The 18,944-nt window shown below is 42.3% G+C and carries 12 protein-coding genes; 5 read left to right on the top strand and 7 right to left on the bottom strand.

Translation table 11 applies throughout. The features are described 5' to 3' along the window. Positions 1-37 precede the first annotated feature (37 nt). From iscA to fdx, 4 genes are all read left to right on the top strand, one after another. The gene (gene iscA / locus ACMAZF_RS10580; RefSeq protein WP_435273823.1) at positions 38-361 is read left to right on the top strand and encodes an iron-sulfur cluster assembly protein IscA; all 324 of its coding nucleotides are present in this window, start codon (positions 38-40) and stop codon (positions 359-361) included. 12 nt (positions 362-373) lie between these two features. Further along, positions 374-901: a co-chaperone HscB gene (gene hscB, locus ACMAZF_RS10575; protein WP_435273822.1), complete on the top strand. Its 528-nt coding sequence runs from the start codon at positions 374-376 to the stop codon at positions 899-901. Between the two features lie 67 nt (positions 902-968). Next, complete coding sequence (gene hscA, locus ACMAZF_RS10570; RefSeq protein WP_435273821.1) at positions 969-2,834, top strand: Fe-S protein assembly chaperone HscA; 1,866 nt, start codon at positions 969-971, stop codon at positions 2,832-2,834. Positions 2,835-2,880: 46 nt separating this feature from the next. After that, the gene (gene fdx, locus ACMAZF_RS10565) at positions 2,881-3,219 is read left to right on the top strand and encodes an ISC system 2Fe-2S type ferredoxin (protein ID WP_435273820.1); all 339 of its coding nucleotides are present in this window, start codon (positions 2,881-2,883) and stop codon (positions 3,217-3,219) included. A 176-nt stretch (positions 3,220-3,395) separates the two neighbouring features. Here fdx and moaC read toward each other — a convergent pair whose 3' ends face one another. The 3 genes from moaC to mltF all read right to left on the bottom strand — a co-directional run bounded on the left by moaC (position 3,396) and on the right by mltF (position 8,810). Continuing rightward, on the bottom strand, positions 3,396-3,869 hold the full coding sequence (gene moaC, locus ACMAZF_RS10560) for a cyclic pyranopterin monophosphate synthase MoaC (protein ID WP_435273819.1): 474 nt from the start codon (positions 3,867-3,869) through the stop codon (positions 3,396-3,398). Positions 3,870-4,110: 241 nt separating this feature from the next. Then, positions 4,111-7,197: a PAS domain S-box protein gene (locus tag ACMAZF_RS10555; protein WP_435273818.1), complete on the bottom strand. Its 3,087-nt coding sequence runs from the start codon at positions 7,195-7,197 to the stop codon at positions 4,111-4,113. Positions 7,198-7,340: 143 nt separating this feature from the next. Beyond that, positions 7,341-8,810 (bottom strand): membrane-bound lytic murein transglycosylase MltF, encoded by a 1,470-nt coding sequence (gene mltF, locus ACMAZF_RS10550; protein WP_435273817.1) that lies wholly within the window; start codon positions 8,808-8,810, stop codon positions 7,341-7,343. 168 nt (positions 8,811-8,978) lie between these two features. On the opposite strand from mltF, the gene purL reads away from it, so the two are divergent. Next, entirely contained in the window at positions 8,979-12,860 is a 3,882-nt protein-coding gene (gene purL / locus ACMAZF_RS10545) for a phosphoribosylformylglycinamidine synthase (RefSeq protein WP_435273816.1), read from the top strand. Positions 12,861-13,176: 316 nt separating this feature from the next. On the opposite strand, the gene ACMAZF_RS10540 is transcribed toward purL, so the two are convergent. Genes ACMAZF_RS10540 through ACMAZF_RS10525 form a run of 4 tightly spaced genes read right to left on the bottom strand, consistent with a single transcriptional unit; the run spans position 13,177 to position 18,728 of the window. Then, positions 13,177-15,456: an FdhF/YdeP family oxidoreductase gene (locus ACMAZF_RS10540; protein ID WP_435273815.1), complete on the bottom strand. Its 2,280-nt coding sequence runs from the start codon at positions 15,454-15,456 to the stop codon at positions 13,177-13,179. Positions 15,457-15,476: 20 nt separating this feature from the next. Continuing rightward, positions 15,477-16,259: a formate dehydrogenase accessory sulfurtransferase FdhD gene (fdhD, locus tag ACMAZF_RS10535; protein WP_435273814.1), complete on the bottom strand. Its 783-nt coding sequence runs from the start codon at positions 16,257-16,259 to the stop codon at positions 15,477-15,479. Positions 16,260-16,273: 14 nt separating this feature from the next. Beyond that, positions 16,274-16,996, bottom strand: a complete 723-nt coding sequence (locus ACMAZF_RS10530; protein WP_435273813.1) for a DUF3726 domain-containing protein — start codon at positions 16,994-16,996, stop codon at positions 16,274-16,276. A gap of 22 nt (positions 16,997-17,018) precedes the next feature. Further along, the gene (locus ACMAZF_RS10525; protein WP_435273812.1) at positions 17,019-18,728 is read right to left on the bottom strand and encodes a hypothetical protein; all 1,710 of its coding nucleotides are present in this window, start codon (positions 18,726-18,728) and stop codon (positions 17,019-17,021) included. Positions 18,729-18,944: the final 216 nt, after the last annotated feature.

The raw sequence follows: 18,944 nt of genomic DNA, 5'->3' as shown, positions 1-18,944 counted from the left end.
GTAACGTAAGTTACGCCTTTAGTTTAGGGTGTCTATTATGACAATTTCTGTCTCCGAATCGGCAGCACAGCGCGTTAGCAGTTTTTTGGAAAATCGCGGTAAAGGTCTTGGTTTACGTCTTGGCGTTAAAACGTCTGGCTGTTCAGGCTTAGCGTATATTTTAGAATTTGTTGACGATCTAAATGATGGCGATGAAGTGTTTGAACAACACGGCGTTAAAATTATTGTCGATGCGAAAAGCTTGGTTTACCTTGACGGTACTGAGTTAGATTTCGTTAAAGAAGGCCTTAACGAAGGGTTCGAATTTAGAAACCCTAATGTTGATGGTGAATGTGGTTGTGGCGAAAGCTTCTCTGTTTAAATAGCGGCCTGAATGAACTACTTCGAATTATTTGCCTTACCCGTGTCATTTGATATTGATACTGGTGATTTAAAAGCAAAGTATCTAGAGTTGCAACGTCACGTTCATCCCGATAATTTTGCTAATGCAACTGAGCGTGAACGCTTGTTAGCAGTGCACAAGGCAGCACAAATTAACGATGGTTTTGATGTTTTAAAGCACATCGATAGTCGTGCGCAACACATCTTGTCTATTAATGGCATTGAATTAGCACACGAAACCCAAACGTTAAAAGATCCAATGTTTTTAATGCAACAAATGGAACTACGTGAAACGCTAGAAGACATTCCAAGCGCAAGTGATCCTGAGCAGGCATTGATAGACTTTCAATCGGAAGTCGACGGGTACATCAAATCTATTAATCGTTTATTTTCATCTCTGTTTCAACAAGCTGATCAAGTGTCGTTTGAAAAAGCAGGTGATGAGGTAAGAAAGCTTAAGTTCATGCTGAAACTCTCTCAAGAGGCAGTTGCCCTTGAAGATAAGTTATTTGATTTTTAATAATAATCGTATAACAACATGTTATCAGCTTAGAATAAGCAGCAATCAACAGTATTAAGAAACTATTATGGCGTTATTGCAAATCTCTGAGCCTGGTCAAAGTACGGCTCCTCATGAACACCGTTTAGCGGTAGGTATTGATCTTGGCACCACTAATTCTTTAGTGGCTACTGTTCGCAGCGGTGAAGCGGTAACGCTATCTGATAGCAAAAATCGCGACTCTTTTCCTTCTATTGTTCATTATGGTGAATCTGGTATTGAAGCTGGTCACGAAGCGAAACTTCACGCCATTAGCGATGCGATCAATACTGTTGTTTCTGTTAAACGCTTCATGGGGCGCACGCTCAATGATATTCAAGCGCAGCACGATGAACTTCCTTATATTTTAAAGCCAACTGAAAACGGTTTAATTAACATTGAAACCCGTCATGGTTTGGTGAATCCAATTCAAGTTTCAAGCGAGATTTTACGCCCGCTTGTTGCGCTTGCTGAACAATCACTTGGCGGCGATTTAGTTGGGGCTGTTATTACAGTGCCTGCTTATTTTGACGACGCGCAGCGCCAAGGCACTAAAGATGCAGCCCAATTATTGGGTCTTAAAGTACTTCGTTTGTTAAACGAGCCTACAGCGGCGGCTATTGCTTATGGCTTAGATAGTCATGAAGAAGGCGTCATTGCGGTTTATGACTTAGGTGGCGGCACTTTTGATATTTCAATCTTGCGACTTAACAAAGGCGTGTTTGAAGTATTAGCTACTGGCGGCGATTCAGCGTTAGGTGGCGATGATTTTGATGCTTGTATTAGCCAATGGATTATTCAGCAATCAGGATACACTGGTGATCATTCACCAGCACTGCAACGTGAAATTACGCGGGTTGCTTGTGATGCAAAAGAACAACTAAGCTTCTTGAAAGTCGCGAAATTATCGCTTGATCTGCCTTGTGGCGGTCATTGGCAAGGTGAATTATCACGTGAACAGTTTAACGAACTAATAGCACCGTTAGTTAAACGCACTATTATGGCTTGTCGCCGGACAATGCGTGATGCTGAGTTGTCTGTTGATGAAATCAAGCAAGTTGTTATGGTTGGTGGCTCAACCCGCGTGCCGTTAGTTCGTCAGCAGGTCAGTGGCTATTTTGACAAAGAGCTATTAACCAGTATTGACCCTGATAAAGTCGTTGCGATTGGCGCGGCTATTCAAGCGGATATCTTAGCAGGTAATAAACCTGAATCAGATATGTTGCTGTTAGACGTTTTACCACTGTCGCTTGGTCTAGAGACCATGGGTGGTTTAACGGAGAAAGTTATTCACCGTAACAGCACAATTCCTGTCGCTAAGGCGCAAGAGTTTACAACGTTTAAAGATGGTCAGACGGCAATGGCGCTGCACATTTTACAAGGCGAACGTGAATTAGTTGAAGATTGTCGTTCTCTAGCCCGGTTTGAATTACGTGGAATCCCGCCAATGGCTGCTGGCGCTGCACATATTCGCGTCACGTTTCAAGTGGACGCTGATGGTTTGTTAAGCGTTAGTGCAATGGAAAAGAGTAGTGGTGTGCAAGCGTCTATTGAAGTTAAACCATCATTTGGTTTGAGTGATAATGAAGTTGCGCAAATGATCAAAGATTCCATGACCTTTGCTAAAGGCGACATGGACGCTCGTATGCTGGCAGAAGAGAAAGTTGAAGCCTCTCGTGTGTTAGAAGGTCTGGTCAGTGCACTAAATGCAGACGGTAAGTTACTTGATGAGCAAGAGTTAACTCAAATACGCCATGCAATGTCTGCGTTAGAGCAGGCAGTTGAAGCGGGCGATTTGAAAGCAATTAAACAAGCGATTGGCGATTGTGATACGGCGAGCAGTAGCTTTGCCGCTAAGCGTATGGATCAGTCAATTCGTGATGCGTTGTCTGGTCAATCAGTTGACGATATTTAAATTTTAAAATATGTGATGCACGGGTATCACAATTAGGAGCCAAATAATGCCTAAAGTTATATTTTTACCCCATGAAGAACTATGCCCAGAAGGCGCGGTGGTAGAAGCCAAAGAAGGCGAAACGTTATTAGACGTTGCCCTAGCAAATGGTATCAGTGTTGAGCATGCGTGTGAGAAATCATGTGCGTGTGTCACGTGTCATATGATTGTACGTGAAGGTTTTGATTCGTTAGAAGAATCTGATGAGCTTGAAGACGATATGCTTGATAAAGCATGGGGCTTGGAGCAAGAATCTCGCTTAGGTTGTCAGGCGTGTATCAACAAAGAAGATTTAGTCGTAGAAATTCCTAAGTACACAGTCAATTTAGCTAGTGAACAACACTAAATAACTCAAAAATTATAAATGTATATGAAGAGTAATAACAGAAATGTTATTACTCTTTTTTACTATATCTTTAATAGAACTAGTGATTTATATATACTGAATGTCTTGTCCGTACAAGGCCAATTCATATTTAAATACACGCAATAGGTTGGCTAGTTTCAATTGACCACTTTCCCTTAGCTTTGCCAGTGGCCGTTTTTTCCACCTTGCTTTTCTAATACTTTAATGTCAGAAATGACCATAGCAGGATCGCTCGCTTTACACATATCAAACAGTGTTAGTGCGGCTACTGACGCAGCGGTTAGCGCTTCCATTTCAACCCCCGTTTTACCATTTAATTTACAAAGGCTAGTGATCAATACACTGCTTGATTTTATCCGTATTGAAAAATCAATACCAACTTTAGACAGCATTAAAGGATGGCATAATGGAATTAAATCACTGCATTTCTTGGCTGCTTGAATTCCAGCTATTCGTGAAACGCCAAATACATCTCCTTTCGCGTGCTCTCCTTCGGATATCAACGCAAGTGTTTCAGGAGACATACTAATCACGGCTTGAGCTCGTGCCGTACGAACTGTCGTGTCTTTGTTGCTTACATCAACCATATTGGCTTCACCTTGTTGATTAAGGTGAGTTAGCTGAGTCATTGGATACTCCACAATAGTAATACCAATTTCCTTAAACAACTGACCACTTGTGCTTGCTAGAATTTACAATAACTGCGTTGCTCTCGTTAATTCTTCCTAAGCACTCCAAGATCACTTAAATAATGGAATTGGTTTAATTCAAAAAATAAGAGGGGATTATTGTGCCCCATTTTTTAAGAATTACAACGATGAAATTTCGGAGAAATAGCATGGAGAACACAGTTCCCCATGCGTTATTTGATTAAGTTGTGGTATTTAGCAACTTGTTACCCAGTGTTATGAGATTTTGTGTGTCGATTGAGCCACAAACCAACATGCTCTTTTGTTTACGCGTCGATGCATCCTTGAACTCACTCACAAAGGTATGTTGTGGCCAATTAAAGTTATTAGGATAAATTTCCATATCTCTTATTTGGCTAAGCACACGCTCGCAGTCAGCAATAGTTCCTGACGCTAATTGCTCGTCAGAAATAGGGTAGCGGTGAGTATGCGCTTGCGATATATAATGAGATTTTAACAGGCTAAATGCCTGTGGATCGTCTGGAATATCAACGACTAATATTTTCACTCCGGCGTCCGTTAGCATCTTAAACTCGTCAATTACTGAATCATTTTCCTGTACCGTATCATAGGTAACCTCGAGAACTAATAGACTTGGTGGATATTGATAAACATTAAGTAAACTCTTAATGTGTTGGCCAAATCCTGGTTCGTCGAGTTGATCTTTCACAAGCTTAACTTGAAGCTCTAACTTATCTAGGCCCGCATTGCTCCATTGTGTGGCGTACTTAATTGCGTTTTCAAGTAGCCAATCGTGTAAAGGTTTGCTGAGGCTTCCTTGCTTAGCTGAGGCAATAAACTTTTTAGTGTCTTGGGTATTATAGGCACGATGATGCCATCTCACGTGTGCAATACAGCGTGAAATTTGTTGATTCTCAAAATTAATAACAGGCTGATAATTGACGGCGAGTTCTTTAAGATCTATCGCGCGTTTTAATTGTGCATTAAGGTGTTGCTCGCTGTTATAAATACCTAAAATATGTTGATTGAATGTTTGAATGCTGCTGTTGTGTTCAATTTTGGCTTGCTGCATTGCGGCATCGGCATACTGAATTAACGTTTCATCGCCGGTGGCGTGTAATGGGTGTAAGCTAATACCAATAGCGCAATCAGGCTCAATGGTAATGTTGTTAATTGTCAATGGCTGGACCAATTTTATTCTGATTTTATCCGCAACGACATAAGCATCTTCGGGCAGGTTGAGGCCTTCCAATAACACTGCAAATTCTTGACGACCAAATCGTGCAATAGTGTCATGATCACGCGTTATTTGAGTGATACGCTGTGCCAAAATTTTAATCGCACTGACGTGATTAGATTCACTCAAATCTTTTAGGAAATGACTAATCGAAATAACAAGTACAGCGCTCTGATGGCCGTCTCGTTCATGACGCTTGATCGATTGATTTAATCTGTCTTGCAATACTGAACGAGACGGTAACATGGTGACGCGGTCAACAGCGCGGCTATTTATGATACGCTCTTCAAGTGCCTTGTGGTCGCTAATATCTCTAAAGGTACACAAATAGCGGCTGATTTTGTTATTCTCAAATGACAGTGCACAGATATGTTGGTTGGTTGGATAGACTTCACCGTCTTTTTTTACATTCCATAACTCGCCTTCCCAACTATGCTCTGCTTTTACTTGGTCATTAATGTTGTCGTAAATGCATTGATCGAAGAAGCTTGCACGGTTAATGGAAGACAATTGCTGACCAACTGCTTCTTCATCACTAAATCCTGTCATTCGGACAAACGCTTCATTGACTTTTAAAATGGTATTACGCTGATTTGTGATCGCCATGGCGTCCAACGAGGAGTTAAAAACGCGATCAGACATATCACGCATCATTGCTTTTTCAGAGTCTTTTTCCGCTAACTCAATGGTGCCTACCATAAATAATGGCTTTCCAGCATCGTCTGAGGTGACATGACCGTGTTGATGGACAAATAGTTGTTCGTCATTTGGTAAATTAATGTGATGGTTGATGTTTAATTCATTGCCGAAAATAACCGCTTCATTAATAGCATTGCTAACATCATCTCGTTCTTCAGTTGGCACTGCCGCAAGAATGATTTCTTGACTAATTTCAATCTCGCCATTGTCATAGCCATAAATTTCATAGGATTTACGAGACCACAGCAATTTATCAGTGGAAAAATCCCAATACCAGCTGCCAATTCCATTTACATCTTGGGAGAAATGGTTCATTTGATTAATACATTCTTGGCGTTCAGCCGCCAATTCAAAATCCTCAATATCTCTAAAAGCGACAATGGATAATAAATTGGGCCCATCTTGAACCTGCGTTATATCAATATCAACGCGTAAAACATTGCCTTTATTAGTAATCACCTGAGTAGCACTGTGAGTCGGTAATGGGTCTTTTGAAAAGAGCATAATTTGCTTAAGCATCGCCGATGGCGGCTCTACGATCAGTTGCTCAAGGTGTTTGGACATTAAATGATTCATGCTATAGCCGGTCAATTCACAAACTTTTACGTTCGCGTTCACAATATCGCCTGAACGATTGACGATGAGTGTTGGTACAGCGGTATGGCGGAACATTTTGTCGAGTTCAAGCCGATTATGTTTTGCAAGAACATCTTTACTGACTTTATGGCGGTCTCGCCATTGTGTAATGAGTAAATAGATAATTAATGGCATTACTAACAAGCTGGCAAGCACGAGTAATGCCAATTCACCGACGACTTCGCTAATGTGTGTTGCGCTATCATTGTACTGATTGGTGCTTAAATTAGTTAGTTTGTCGACTGCTTCTTGGCCTTGGCTGTAGTAGAGTGAATCGCCAATGGCATTATATTTTTCAACTTGGTCTTTTGCTGCAAAGTTGACCACTAAATAAAATGAATTTTTGAGTTTTGTAATTTCTTCATTTACAGTCATTAGTAACCGCGTTTCGACAACCGTTAATCCTTGTAAATTGCGATAGAGCGTTAGTGTTTCTTTATACGCTTCTAATTTTGCTTTTATATGATTTTCGCCAATCTTATTGGGAGAGAACGCATAACGTCTTATATCTCCTAACAATCCTGTTTCGCTAAAAACAGGTGAAATTTTAACATTAACCGCCTGTTTCTTGACAAGTACCGTTCTATATTCGTCCCACTTCTCGTCGAGATAATTAGCTTTTTGATAGAGTTTGGTGGTGACAAAAATGGCTGTGGCAGAAATGATTATCGCTATAAAAATAGTAAATATAACAGATAGATTGGTGGAGCTTTTGGTCGGTGGGTGATGATTCATAATATTCCATATACGCGAACAACAATCGCTATCCTTTAAAGTATTGCGCTGCTGTTGCTTAACTTCAAAGATTAAAGGCGAACACACAATAAACAAGTCATTATAATCTAGCGTACTTTTTCACCCTAATGCAATGGTATTATTTAATTTTTTAACTCCAACTCTTCGTTTATTTGCAGTGATGCTTGTGCTGGTACAGGCAAAGAATCAATTCGCGCTGCCAATTCTAAATCGATAGGCGCTAGCTTGCTATCAAGGTCCATCGCAATGAGCGTATCATAATATCGTCTAATGCTATCAACGTAATGTACTGCTTCTCGGCCGCGAGCATATCCGTGTCGCGTTTTTCCGTAATATTTCTTTTTCTCAAGTAACGGCAGTATTTGTTTTACATGGCTCCAACTATTGGGATTTTTGCCGGATTGCTGCGCTAGTTTTCTCGCATCCATTAAGTGTCCGTATCCAACGTTATAAGAGGCAAGGGCAAACCAAAAGCGCTGAGATTGAGGAATAGTTTCCGGTAGTCGAGACAACAAGCGTGTGAGATATTTTGCACCACCTTGGATACTTTGTTCAGCATTGAGCCTACTTTTAACGCCCATTTGTTTTGCGGTTGGTAGGGTTAACATCATCATGCCGCGAACGCCAGTTGGCGATTTTGCGCGGGGGTTCCAATGAGACTCTTGATAAGACAGTGCTGCTAACTGTTCCCATTTTAAATCGTTTGCATTAAGCTCAAATAAAATTTGGTATTTTGGGAGTTTCTTATCGATGGCTTTAATAAAAGCGCGTGTATCAACGTAATCAAAGCGTTGAACATGGCCAAAATATTTCTCTTCAAGCTGCGCCAACGCACCATTAGATTGTTGTTCGCCAAAAAATGCAATGACTTCGCTAAAGAGTGAATCATCGCCGTTGTCAGCCAACGCCCATGCCAATGAATCATTCCGCGTTACTGTAAACGCTAAACTTAAGTCAGGATAAACACGTCTATTACGTGCCAAAACATTTGAGTCAGTAAGGGTGTAATCAATCTCTTCATCAATCACTAGTTTAAGTAGTTCATCGGGGTTATGGGTGCTGCTTGTTTCCCAGTCTAGTTGAGGATTTTCAAGTTTGAGCTCAGACAACGTATCGACATGGCTACTCGCATTTGCAACCATCAAGGATCCTGTTAAATCTCTCAATTTACGTGGACGTTTCTTACCCTGTTTAAAAACTACTTGTTGAGCCACTTGATAGAAGGGCGGGCCAAATCGCATTTTACTTAAGCGCGCTTGAGTTACGGTTAGACCGCTAGCGATGATATCTATCTTGCCTTCATTCATTTGATTAAATAATTCACTAAGATCAGCATTGGACACAATCTGCAATTCTACGTCTAAATATTGGGCAAACTGTCTCGCCAACTCGCTATCCATGCCAATGGCGCTTTTCTCGCTTTCAAAATAGCTTGTTGGACTATAAAGTGTACCGATAACCAACACCTTATCCTCCTTGATATCATCAAGGTGTGTTTCTGTGACAGGTTGAGTACAAGAGAGTAGCAATAAACACCCAATGGCAATGCTTATTTTTTGGCCAATTGTCAATTTAGAGTGTTTAGATATCAATGCGTTAGCCTAGTAAATTTAAGAATATGGGGCAGTTATCTATTTATATCAGATGCCACTAAAAATAGCGATGTGAGAAATATCACATAAATGGTTAATTTTGTGATCCAATTCACTTATAATAGCGCCAAATTTTATCCCATCCACAGTTAATTGGTGAATATCTCTATGGAAATCCTTCGCGGAGCCCCAGCGCTTTCTGAATTTCGTACAACTAAACTGCTCGCTAATTTTGCCCAGCTAAATCTTCCGGTAACCGGAATTTACGCTGAGTATATGCATTTTGCTGACTTAGCCAGTGAGTTAAATGCGAGTGAGCTCGAAAAACTTAAGAAGCTATTAACCTATGGACCAACAATTGCTGAGCATCAGCCTGTTGGTGAACTTATTTTAGTGACCCCGCGTCCGGGCACTATCTCACCATGGTCTTCAAAGGCAACTGACATTGCAAACAACTGTGGTTTACGCCAAATCAGCCGACTAGAACGTGGTATTGCTTATTACGTTGAAGGTGAATTATCTGACGAGCAACACCAAGTACTGGTTGGTGAATTGCACGACCGTATGATGGAAGTCGCTAACAACGCATTAGAAAGTGCGCAGCAATTATTCTACAGCGCGACGCCAAGTAAGATGCGCAGTGTTGATATTCTAGAAGGCGGTAAAGCAGCATTAGTTGCCGCAAACACTGAAATGGGGCTAGCGCTAGCAGATGATGAAATTGATTACCTAGTTGAATCATTTACCACCCTTAACCGTAATCCAAATGACATCGAATTAATGATGTTTGCGCAAGCAAACTCAGAGCATTGTCGTCATAAAATCTTCAATGCCGATTGGACGATTGACGGTGAGCAACAAGAAAAATCATTATTTAAAATGATTAAGAACACCTACGAGAAGCACCCAGAAAATGTATTGTCTGCTTATAAAGATAATGCCTCTGTCATGGTTGGCTCAAAAGCAGGGCGCTTCTTCCCAAATCCTGAATCACGTGAATATGAATACAATCAAGAAGACATTCATATCCTAATGAAAGTGGAAACCCACAATCACCCAACAGCTATCTCACCATTCCCTGGTGCTGCAACTGGCTCTGGTGGTGAAATTCGTGATGAAGGTGCAACTGGTCGTGGTTCAAAACCAAAAGCTGGTTTAACAGGATTTACTGTGTCGAATCTTAAAATTCCTGGTGCAGAGCAACCGTGGGAAACAGATTTTGGCAAACCAGAACGCATTGTTTCAGCGCTTGATATTATGATCGAAGGCCCTCTTGGCGGCGCAGCATTTAATAATGAATTTGGTCGTCCTGCCTTATGTGGTTATTTCCGTACTTATGAAGAGCAAGTTAATTCACATGCTGGCCTTGAAGTTCGTGGTTATCACAAACCAATTATGATTGCTGGTGGTCTAGGTAATATCCGGGACCAGCACGTTCAAAAAGGTGAAATCCCCGTTGGCGCTAAACTCATTGTTCTTGGCGGCCCAGCGATGAACATCGGTCTTGGCGGCGGCGCGGCGTCATCTATGGCATCTGGCCAATCAGCCGAAGATTTAGATTTTGCATCTGTACAACGTGAAAATCCAGAAATGGAGCGTCGTTGTCAGGAAGTTATCGACCGTTGTTGGCAGCTTGGTGAAGAAAACCCGATTGCCTTTATCCATGATGTAGGCGCGGGCGGTATCTCAAATGCGTTTCCTGAGCTAGTTCATGATGGCGGCCGTGGTGGTAACTTTGAACTGCGTAATGTGCCAAATGATGAGCCTGGCATGGCACCACACGAAATTTGGTGTAATGAGTCACAAGAGCGTTACGTGATGGCGGTTCCTGCAGATAAATTGGCACAGTTTGATGCTATCTGTCAGCGTGAGCGTGCGCCATATGCCGTAGTTGGTGAAGCGATTGAAGAAGATCATCTAACACTTACCGATAGCCATTTTGATGACAAACCAATTGATATGCCATTGGATGTATTATTAGGTAAACCACCGAAAATGAGCCGTGATGTTAAAACCCAAGTCGCTAAAGGTGAAGCGTTTAACACATCAAAAATTGACATTGATGATGCAGTAATGCGTGTTCTAAGCCTACCAACCGTTGCCGATAAAGGATTCTTAATCACAATTGGCGATCGCACCGTAACAGGACTTGTTGCACGCGATCAAATGGTTGGCCCATGGCAGGTGCCAGTGGCAAACTGTGCCGTTACGGCCGCGAGTTTTGATACCTATGCGGGTGAAGCAATGGCAATGGGTGAGCGTAGCCCAATTGCACTACTTAACTTTGGCGCATCAGCACGTATGTCAGTGGCTGAATCAATTACCAATATTGCATCGGCTCATATCGGTGATATTAGCCAATTACAAATGTCAGCAAACTGGATGTCTGCAGCGGGGCACCCTGGTGAAGACGCTGGTTTATATGAAGCAGTAAAAGCGGTTGGTGAAGAGCTATGTCCTGCACTGGGTATCACCATTCCAGTGGGCAAAGACTCAATGTCGATGAAAACACAGTGGAATGAAGACGGGATAGACAAGTCTGTTACAGCACCATTATCACTAGTGATGACGGCATTTGCGCCAGTTCTTGATGTACGCAGTACACTAACGCCGCAATTAATGACAGATAAAGGTGAAACGCGTTTATTAGCTATCGACTTAGGTAATGGTCAAAATCGTTTAGGTGGCAGTGCATTAGCGCAAGTTTACAAACAACTTGGTGATGTTACGCCTGACGTTGATTCTCCAGCGCTATTAAAAGGCTTCTTTATCGCTATTCAAACCTTACTCGCAGACGGTAAATTACTGGCTTATCACGATCGTTCAGATGGCGGTTTATTAACGACATTAACCGAAATGGCGTTCGCAGGTAATACTGGTTTAGATATTAATTTGCCAGCAGGTGATGCGCTAGCTCAACTGTTTAACGAAGAGCTAGGCGGAGTCATTCAAGTTAAAACCGCGGACTTAGATGCAGTAAATAGTGTTTTAGCTGATAACGGTCTTGCGACATTAACTCACGATATTGGCACGCTCAACAACACTAACGTTATTAATGTGTCTATTGATGGCGAAGCAGTATTTAGTGCTAAGCGCACTGATTTACGTAAGTTGTGGTCGAAAACAAGTTATGAAATGCAAAAACTTCGTGATAACCCAGAATGTGCTGAGCAAGAATATGCGCTAAAAACAGATGATGAAAATCCAGGTTTACATGCCAAATTAACCTTTGATTTAAATGAAGACGTGGCAGCGCCATACATTCTTAAAGGGGCAAAACCACAAGTTGCTATCTTGCGTGAGCAGGGCGTTAACTCACATGTTGAAATGGCCGCTGCGTTTAATCGCGCAGGCTTTGCGGCAAAAGACGTTCATATGTCGGATGTGCTATCAGGTAGCGTATCGCTAGAAGATTTCCACGGCATGGTTGCTTGTGGTGGTTTCTCATACGGTGACGTTTTAGGTGCTGGTGAAGGTTGGGCTAAGTCAATCTTGTTTAATGATTTAGCACGCGATCAATTTGGTAACTTCTTCAAACGTGATAACACATTTAGTTTAGGTGTGTGTAACGGTTGTCAGATGTTATCTAACCTTAAAGAGCTCATTCCAGGCAGTGATTTATGGCCGCACTTTGTGCAAAACAAATCAGAGCGCTTTGAAGCCCGCTTTAGTCTTGTTGAAGTACAGGAGTCGCCGTCATTATTCCTTAACGGAATGGCTGGCAGTGTTATGCCAATCGCTGTATCACACGGTGAAGGCCATGCTGAGTTTAAAAATCAGCAAGCTGTTGATGCGGCGTTAACTAGTGGCACGGTTGCACTGCAATACGTTGATAACCACGGTCAGGTTACTGAAAACTACCCATCAAATCCAAACGGTTCAGTGGCTGGTATCACAGGTTTAACGACGACTGATGGCCGTGTCACTATTATGATGCCTCATCCAGAACGTGTTTTCCGTGCGGTAGCTAACTCATGGCGCCCACAAGAATGGCGCGAAGACAGCCCATGGATGCGTATGTACCGCAATGCTCGTGTTAATGTTGGTTAAGCAATAAGCTAATCTTATAAACAAATAAAACCGCTAATGACGAAAGTTATTGGCGGCTTAATTAGATGGTCCGCCTCACCCTAAGCTAACCTTAGAGTTAGGCAAACTAAAGAGGCGAACCATCATGTCATTAATTAAAGTATTATACCAATTGCATTAAATATTTGCCCACTTGTACTTGTTAAAATTAACTAAAATGGCGTTGCTCTCAATCTTAATAGCCAGCTATTAGCCAATCGAGCGCCTTGTTTTAGCTGATTTTCTCTACGCACAACAAGATCACTTACTTAATGGTATAACATTGGAAAATCAAATATTATTGCTTTGCTAATTTTACGGCAATAGATTTATACGTCGGTGTGCCGCAATCTTTTGCAACGCTATCAAGCGGAACTAAAGGGTTAGTTTCTGGGTAATATGCCGCTAAACAACCACTGGGAATGTTGTACTCCACGATTTTAAAATCTGAAACGCTGCGGGTAATACTGTCTTTTGATACCGAACTAATCGTCACTAAATCGTTAGCTGCAAATCCTAGACGCTTAATATCTTGTCGATTCATCATCAGAACACGACGTTCATTGTAGATGCCGCGATAGCGGTCATCCATGCCGTAAATAGATGTGTTGTATTGATCGTGAGAGCGTAAGGTTTGCAATGTTAAAGTTTGAGATGTTTCATCTTTTGCGGCTAATTCATGAACAAGTTGCTCAGGCAAAGCTGCCGCGGAAAAATTCGCCTTATTGTTACCTGTATTCCATACTCGTTGTGCAGCCGAATTTTGTAGGTAAAATCCTCTATCAAGCTTAATGTTGTCGTTATAATCGGTGAAATTTGGAATGACGGCTTCGATTTCATCACGAATTAATGCGTAGTCGTCTTTTAAATTGGACCAGTTAACAATGTCGTTGCCAAGAACTGATTCTGCAATGCCTGCAATGATCGCAACTTCAGATTTCAGTTTATCCGACGCTGGCGGGTTTTGTCCGGCTGAGCGATGCACCATGCTCATAGAGTCCTCAACGGTAATGTGCTGAGCGCCCGACGCCTGTAGATCAACTTCCGTACGGCCTAAACAAGGGAGAATAAGCGCTTGTTTCCCCGTCACCACATGGCTTCGATTGAGCTTGGTACTGATGTTGACGGTGAGTTCACAATTAGCCAATGCGTTATAAGTTTGCGCTGTGTCTGGCGTTGCCGCGGCAAAATTACCACCTAAACCAATGAACAATTTTGCTTGTTTGTCGCGCATTGCGCGGATTGCGTCAACGGTACCTAAGCCAGAGACTTGCGGTGGTTTAAATTGGTATCGCGCTTCAATAGCGTCGAGCAGCGATTGCGGTGGATGTTCATTAATGCCCACCGTTCTATTGCCTTGTACGTTTGAATGGCCTCGCACTGGACACGCGCCCGCACCGGGTTTACCTATGTTGCCACGGAGCAATAATACGTTGATTAACTCTTGAATCATTGCAACAGAATGTTGATGCTGAGTAATTCCCATTGCCCACGTGAAAATAACCTTGTCACTGTGCATATAGATATTAGTCATCTGGGTTATCTCTGACTGCATTAGGCCGCTTTGACTGATAATTTGTTGCCACGATGTTGCTTCAATTACCTGTTTATAATCGTCAAAGTGACTACAATGTTGTGCGATAAATTCATGATCTAACACGTTGTCATCTGTTTCACTACGTTCTAGCAGGAGCTTGGCCATGCCACGCAATATCGCCATATCACCACCTAATTTGGGCGTGAAATAATACTGACTGATATTGGTGCTGGAAAATAAAATCATTTCTTTAGGGCTTTGAGGGTCGGCGAATTTTTTGAGCCCTTGTTCTTTGAGCGTATTAATAGCGACGATTTGTGCGCCGCGCTTGCTCGCCTTACGCAATGTTCCCAGCATTCTTGGGTGATTGGTTCCGGGATTTTGGCCAAAAATAAAAATTGCATCAGCCTCGCTAAAGTCGTCCATGGTAACGGTGCCTTTACCAATGCCGACGCTACGCGTCATGCCAACACCAGACGCTTCATGACACATGTTAGAACAATCTGGAAAGTTATTGGTGCCAAACATGCGCCCGAATAATTGATAGAGATAGGCGACTTCATTACTTGCCCGGCCTGAGGTATAAAATAATGCTTCATCAGGGGACGATAACGAGGAAAGATGTTGAGTGATTACACCAAACGCATCTTGCCAACTAATGGGCTGATAATGGTCGCTCTTGCCATCATAAAACATTGGCTCAACCAAGCGGCCGCTTTTCTCGAGAGAATGATCGTCCCAGGTTTTTAATTGCTCAAGACTAAATTGATTAAAGAAACTTGCATCAACTTTCTTGCTGGTGGCTTCCCATGCAATTGCTTTTACGCCATTTTCACAGAAATCAACTTTGCCAGCGCTGGTACTATCGCCCCACGCACAACCCGGGCAATCAAAACCACCTGGTTGATTAGCTTTTAACAGTGCTTTAACGCCCATCGCACTGTTTTCACTTTTTATGAGGTGCTTAGCAGAGCTCTTTAACGCCCCCCAGCCACCGGCAGGTGCAGAATAGGGCGCTTGTTCATCAGATGATTTTGACATGATATTTCCTTGAATAAAGCCTAAGAAAACTGCTGTAGTTTTCCATGCACAAAGCTAAAAAGAGTGAGACCAATGGATTGGGCAGAAGCAACTGCTAAATTAGTCGGTTGCGCTAATGTAATGAGTACGTTGAACTTACCGCGAGCCGCTTTGATGACCAAATCATGACTGCAACGGCTGGTCATCAATAAAAAGCCACCATAAGGCGAATCTATGTTTGAAGGTTTAAATTCATGACGATGTATATGGCCAACTAATTTATCGAGTGCACTATGACGACCGACATCTTCTCGGATAGCGATAAACTGCCCGCTAATGTCGAAATATACCGCGCTATGATGACCTTGAATACAGCCGTGCTCTTTTTGTATGCTGGTTAGTGCCTGTCGTGCCAGTTCAATAGTTTCACGACTCGGTGGCGATTGAGTTGATGGTGTTAAAGCTGGCAATGTCATCGCGGTATCAATTGAATCAACACCGCATAAACCACAACCGGTAGAACCACTAAGTTGACGGCGTTTTGATTTGATATGGTGTTCTGTACGCGCTAGCACCGTTAAATCAACTTCAATTCCTTGTTGTAAGTGAGTAATTGAAATGCTCTTTACTTCAGACGCTTGTTCGATTAGTCCCTCACCAATGACAAAACCCACCGCAAAATCGTCAAGATCTGTTGGAGATGCCATCATAACCGCTTGGCTAATACCGTTAATACAGATCGCAATTGGGGTTTCAGTTAATTTAGCTTGGGCCAAATTAACTGTCTGTTCATTGGATGTTGAATGTGTATTAACGATATTCATGTGCCTTTTTATTCCTACTGGCCTCCAGCATCAGCGCGGGAGCGCTCGGTATTTTCAACTAATACGCCTTGGCCGATAACATTGATATCTTCCCATAGTTTTTCACAAATTGTGATGCCATGTTCAACACAATGGTTTTTGTTACGCTCTACCTGCTGTGGGCTAATGATGGTGCTGTCTTGATCCTGTAATGATAATCCAACATCGACGCGTGAACTACAAATTATTGTTAACGCTTGCTTGTCTTCATTACCGACTGTTTGCACTGAAGACTCACTGTAACTTGGGTAACGATGTCCGGACTTAATAGCCGCGGCATGTTCCGTAATATTGTCACTGCCATTTTTCCAGTAGGCCGCTGCACTAATGCCGCTGCGGCCGCGGTCTGTTAAGGCCTTTAAGACAAACATCCGATTGTGACAGTTGTGAACGGTTACCGTTGCAATGCCACTTTCTAATGCTTTGGCGTGGGCAAGGTCAACCGCTGAGGCAATACAATTGAGTGAGCTGCGACCATGGGCATCAATTGTGGCAGACGTACTGTCTTCGTAAATCACATTGCTCAGTGACTTATGGAGATCTTCACCAACGTAGGGCAGCGTGTTTTGTAATTCACGCAGGCCATGTAATCCGTGCTTTTCTAACCAAAGAACCATATTAGCGGCATCTTCATAGTTCCCCACGAAATAACCACTGGCCTCGAAGCAACGACGTAAAGCTGCTTTTAATTCATTCATCGAAATATTCAAGAGAGTGTCCTTATACGCTAGGGGTTAATGGCATGAACCAATCGTCACTAAAGGTTGAACCAATGTCTTCAAGCAATGGCGCTCCTTGAAACATGGTATTTCTTACCCAAAGTTTTGAACGTGGATCAAATTTACTGACGCCAAAGAAGGCTAGCTTACAACGTAAAAGGTGCATCGGAAGTACGTTCTGATCTAATAAATTAGCCTGAATATCGCCATATTTTGAACGGCTCATACACTGTACACGGCGAACGATACCGCGAACCTTCGGGTAAGCGACTAGGAATCTAGCCGTACTATGAGTTGGATTCTTTTCGACATAAAGCGATAGCTGGTCAAAACATTTTCGTACTGCATAACCAACACCTAACGCCATTTGTTTTTTCTTGCCTTCAACGTCTGAAATGCTTCCCAAACGTGGCTCCATTTTTTCTTGTGAGCGATACCAATAAGTCTCTTTTGCACCAGGTGCTTTAAAGTCGATAGCTAGCGCCCAATCATAGCGAGTTTCCATAATCTCTTTTAACGTTGCCGCAGGCATTAACGGATCGATATCTATAAACTCATCGGTAGAATGGAAATTTTCTAACTCATCGACTAATTCTGGATAAAGTTCTAATAGCACTGATACCAGCATTTCTTGTCCCTGAAGGGAGCAATTTTCTTCACTAAAATGAATGATTTTATTCCAATCACTGAGTCCATTATCAGCAAACTCTACCAAACGTTCTAAATCGCCGACAACCGCCGTATTATTATTGGTTTGCCAATCATCTTCTGTCAGTGTTTGCTTGGTGTGAAGCGCGCAGCGATTGAGTAATGAAATGAGATGGTAATGAATGCGTGAATCGATGGCGCCTAACGTACGGATCCGAGCTAATGCTAATTCTCTCATCTCAACCCAACGACTAATGAGTACCGGATGGTTAACCAAATAAGGCGCCATGCCTAAACCTGTAGAGTTCCCAATGCCGATATAGCGTTTGATATCGTAATCCATCGGCGTATAAGTATCTGTTTGGCGCTGTTTCGCAATATGTTCAACTTGCAACAAACTGAAATTTCTAAGCATCATACAAACGAACATTTCGCCAGCAAAAGGTCTAGCAAAATCACGGTGCTTAGTTGATACTTTTTCCCAGTCAGCCATCCCCAACTTGCCACTGCCATAAACAGCGGTAGTTCGGTATAAATAGCCAACCTTAGCAATCTTTTCAATGTCAGGCTGTTGGCCATTGGCAAGGCAATCAATCATGTAATTGAAATTACGTGCGCTGCGATTTGCGCGTGACAATACAAAAACACGAGAATCAACGCGTCCCGCTTCTTGCTTAGGCACATTCTCACGTAGTTTTTCTACGTAATCACCATCAACACTGCCTTCAACTAATGCCATAGTAAGATCCCACTTAGTGGCTATTACACGGTCGTTTCGCTCATCGTCAGACAAATAGTTTGAGAAAATGACGAAACTAAAGTTGCTGTTGGCAGCTTTGATATCGTAAATTACGGTGCCGTAACCATCTTTATCCAAATCGAACGTGGTAGGAGAGATTTTCCAACGTTCTTTAAAGACACGACGTACTAAAGTACGCATGAAGCTAAGTCGACTTTGATGAAAGGAACCGAGTCGCTCCAAGTCCATGACCTGACTCTCAGGACGCAGTGGTAGCGCATTATCACCACTGATTGAACTTTGGATCGCTGCGTAAGTTGTCATTGTTATTGATCCTTTTGCTAAACAAATCTAAAAATTTAGGATGGCGCGCCATTGCTTAAAGCGCCGAATTAAAACCACTTTAAAATTACGGGTAAAGGGGTTAGATAGCGCCATAGTTGGTCAAAACACTAGTTTATGACAAGTTAGAAACGTTCATCGTGTGATAAGTAAAATTTATTAGCATAGGTTAACTAATTAATTTTAATCACTTAAATT

This window comes from Psychrobium sp. nBUS_13, assembly GCF_051201665.1.
GTDB lineage: Bacteria > Pseudomonadota > Gammaproteobacteria > Enterobacterales > Psychrobiaceae > Psychrobium.
This window is presented reverse-complemented; position numbering and strand designations above follow the sequence as displayed.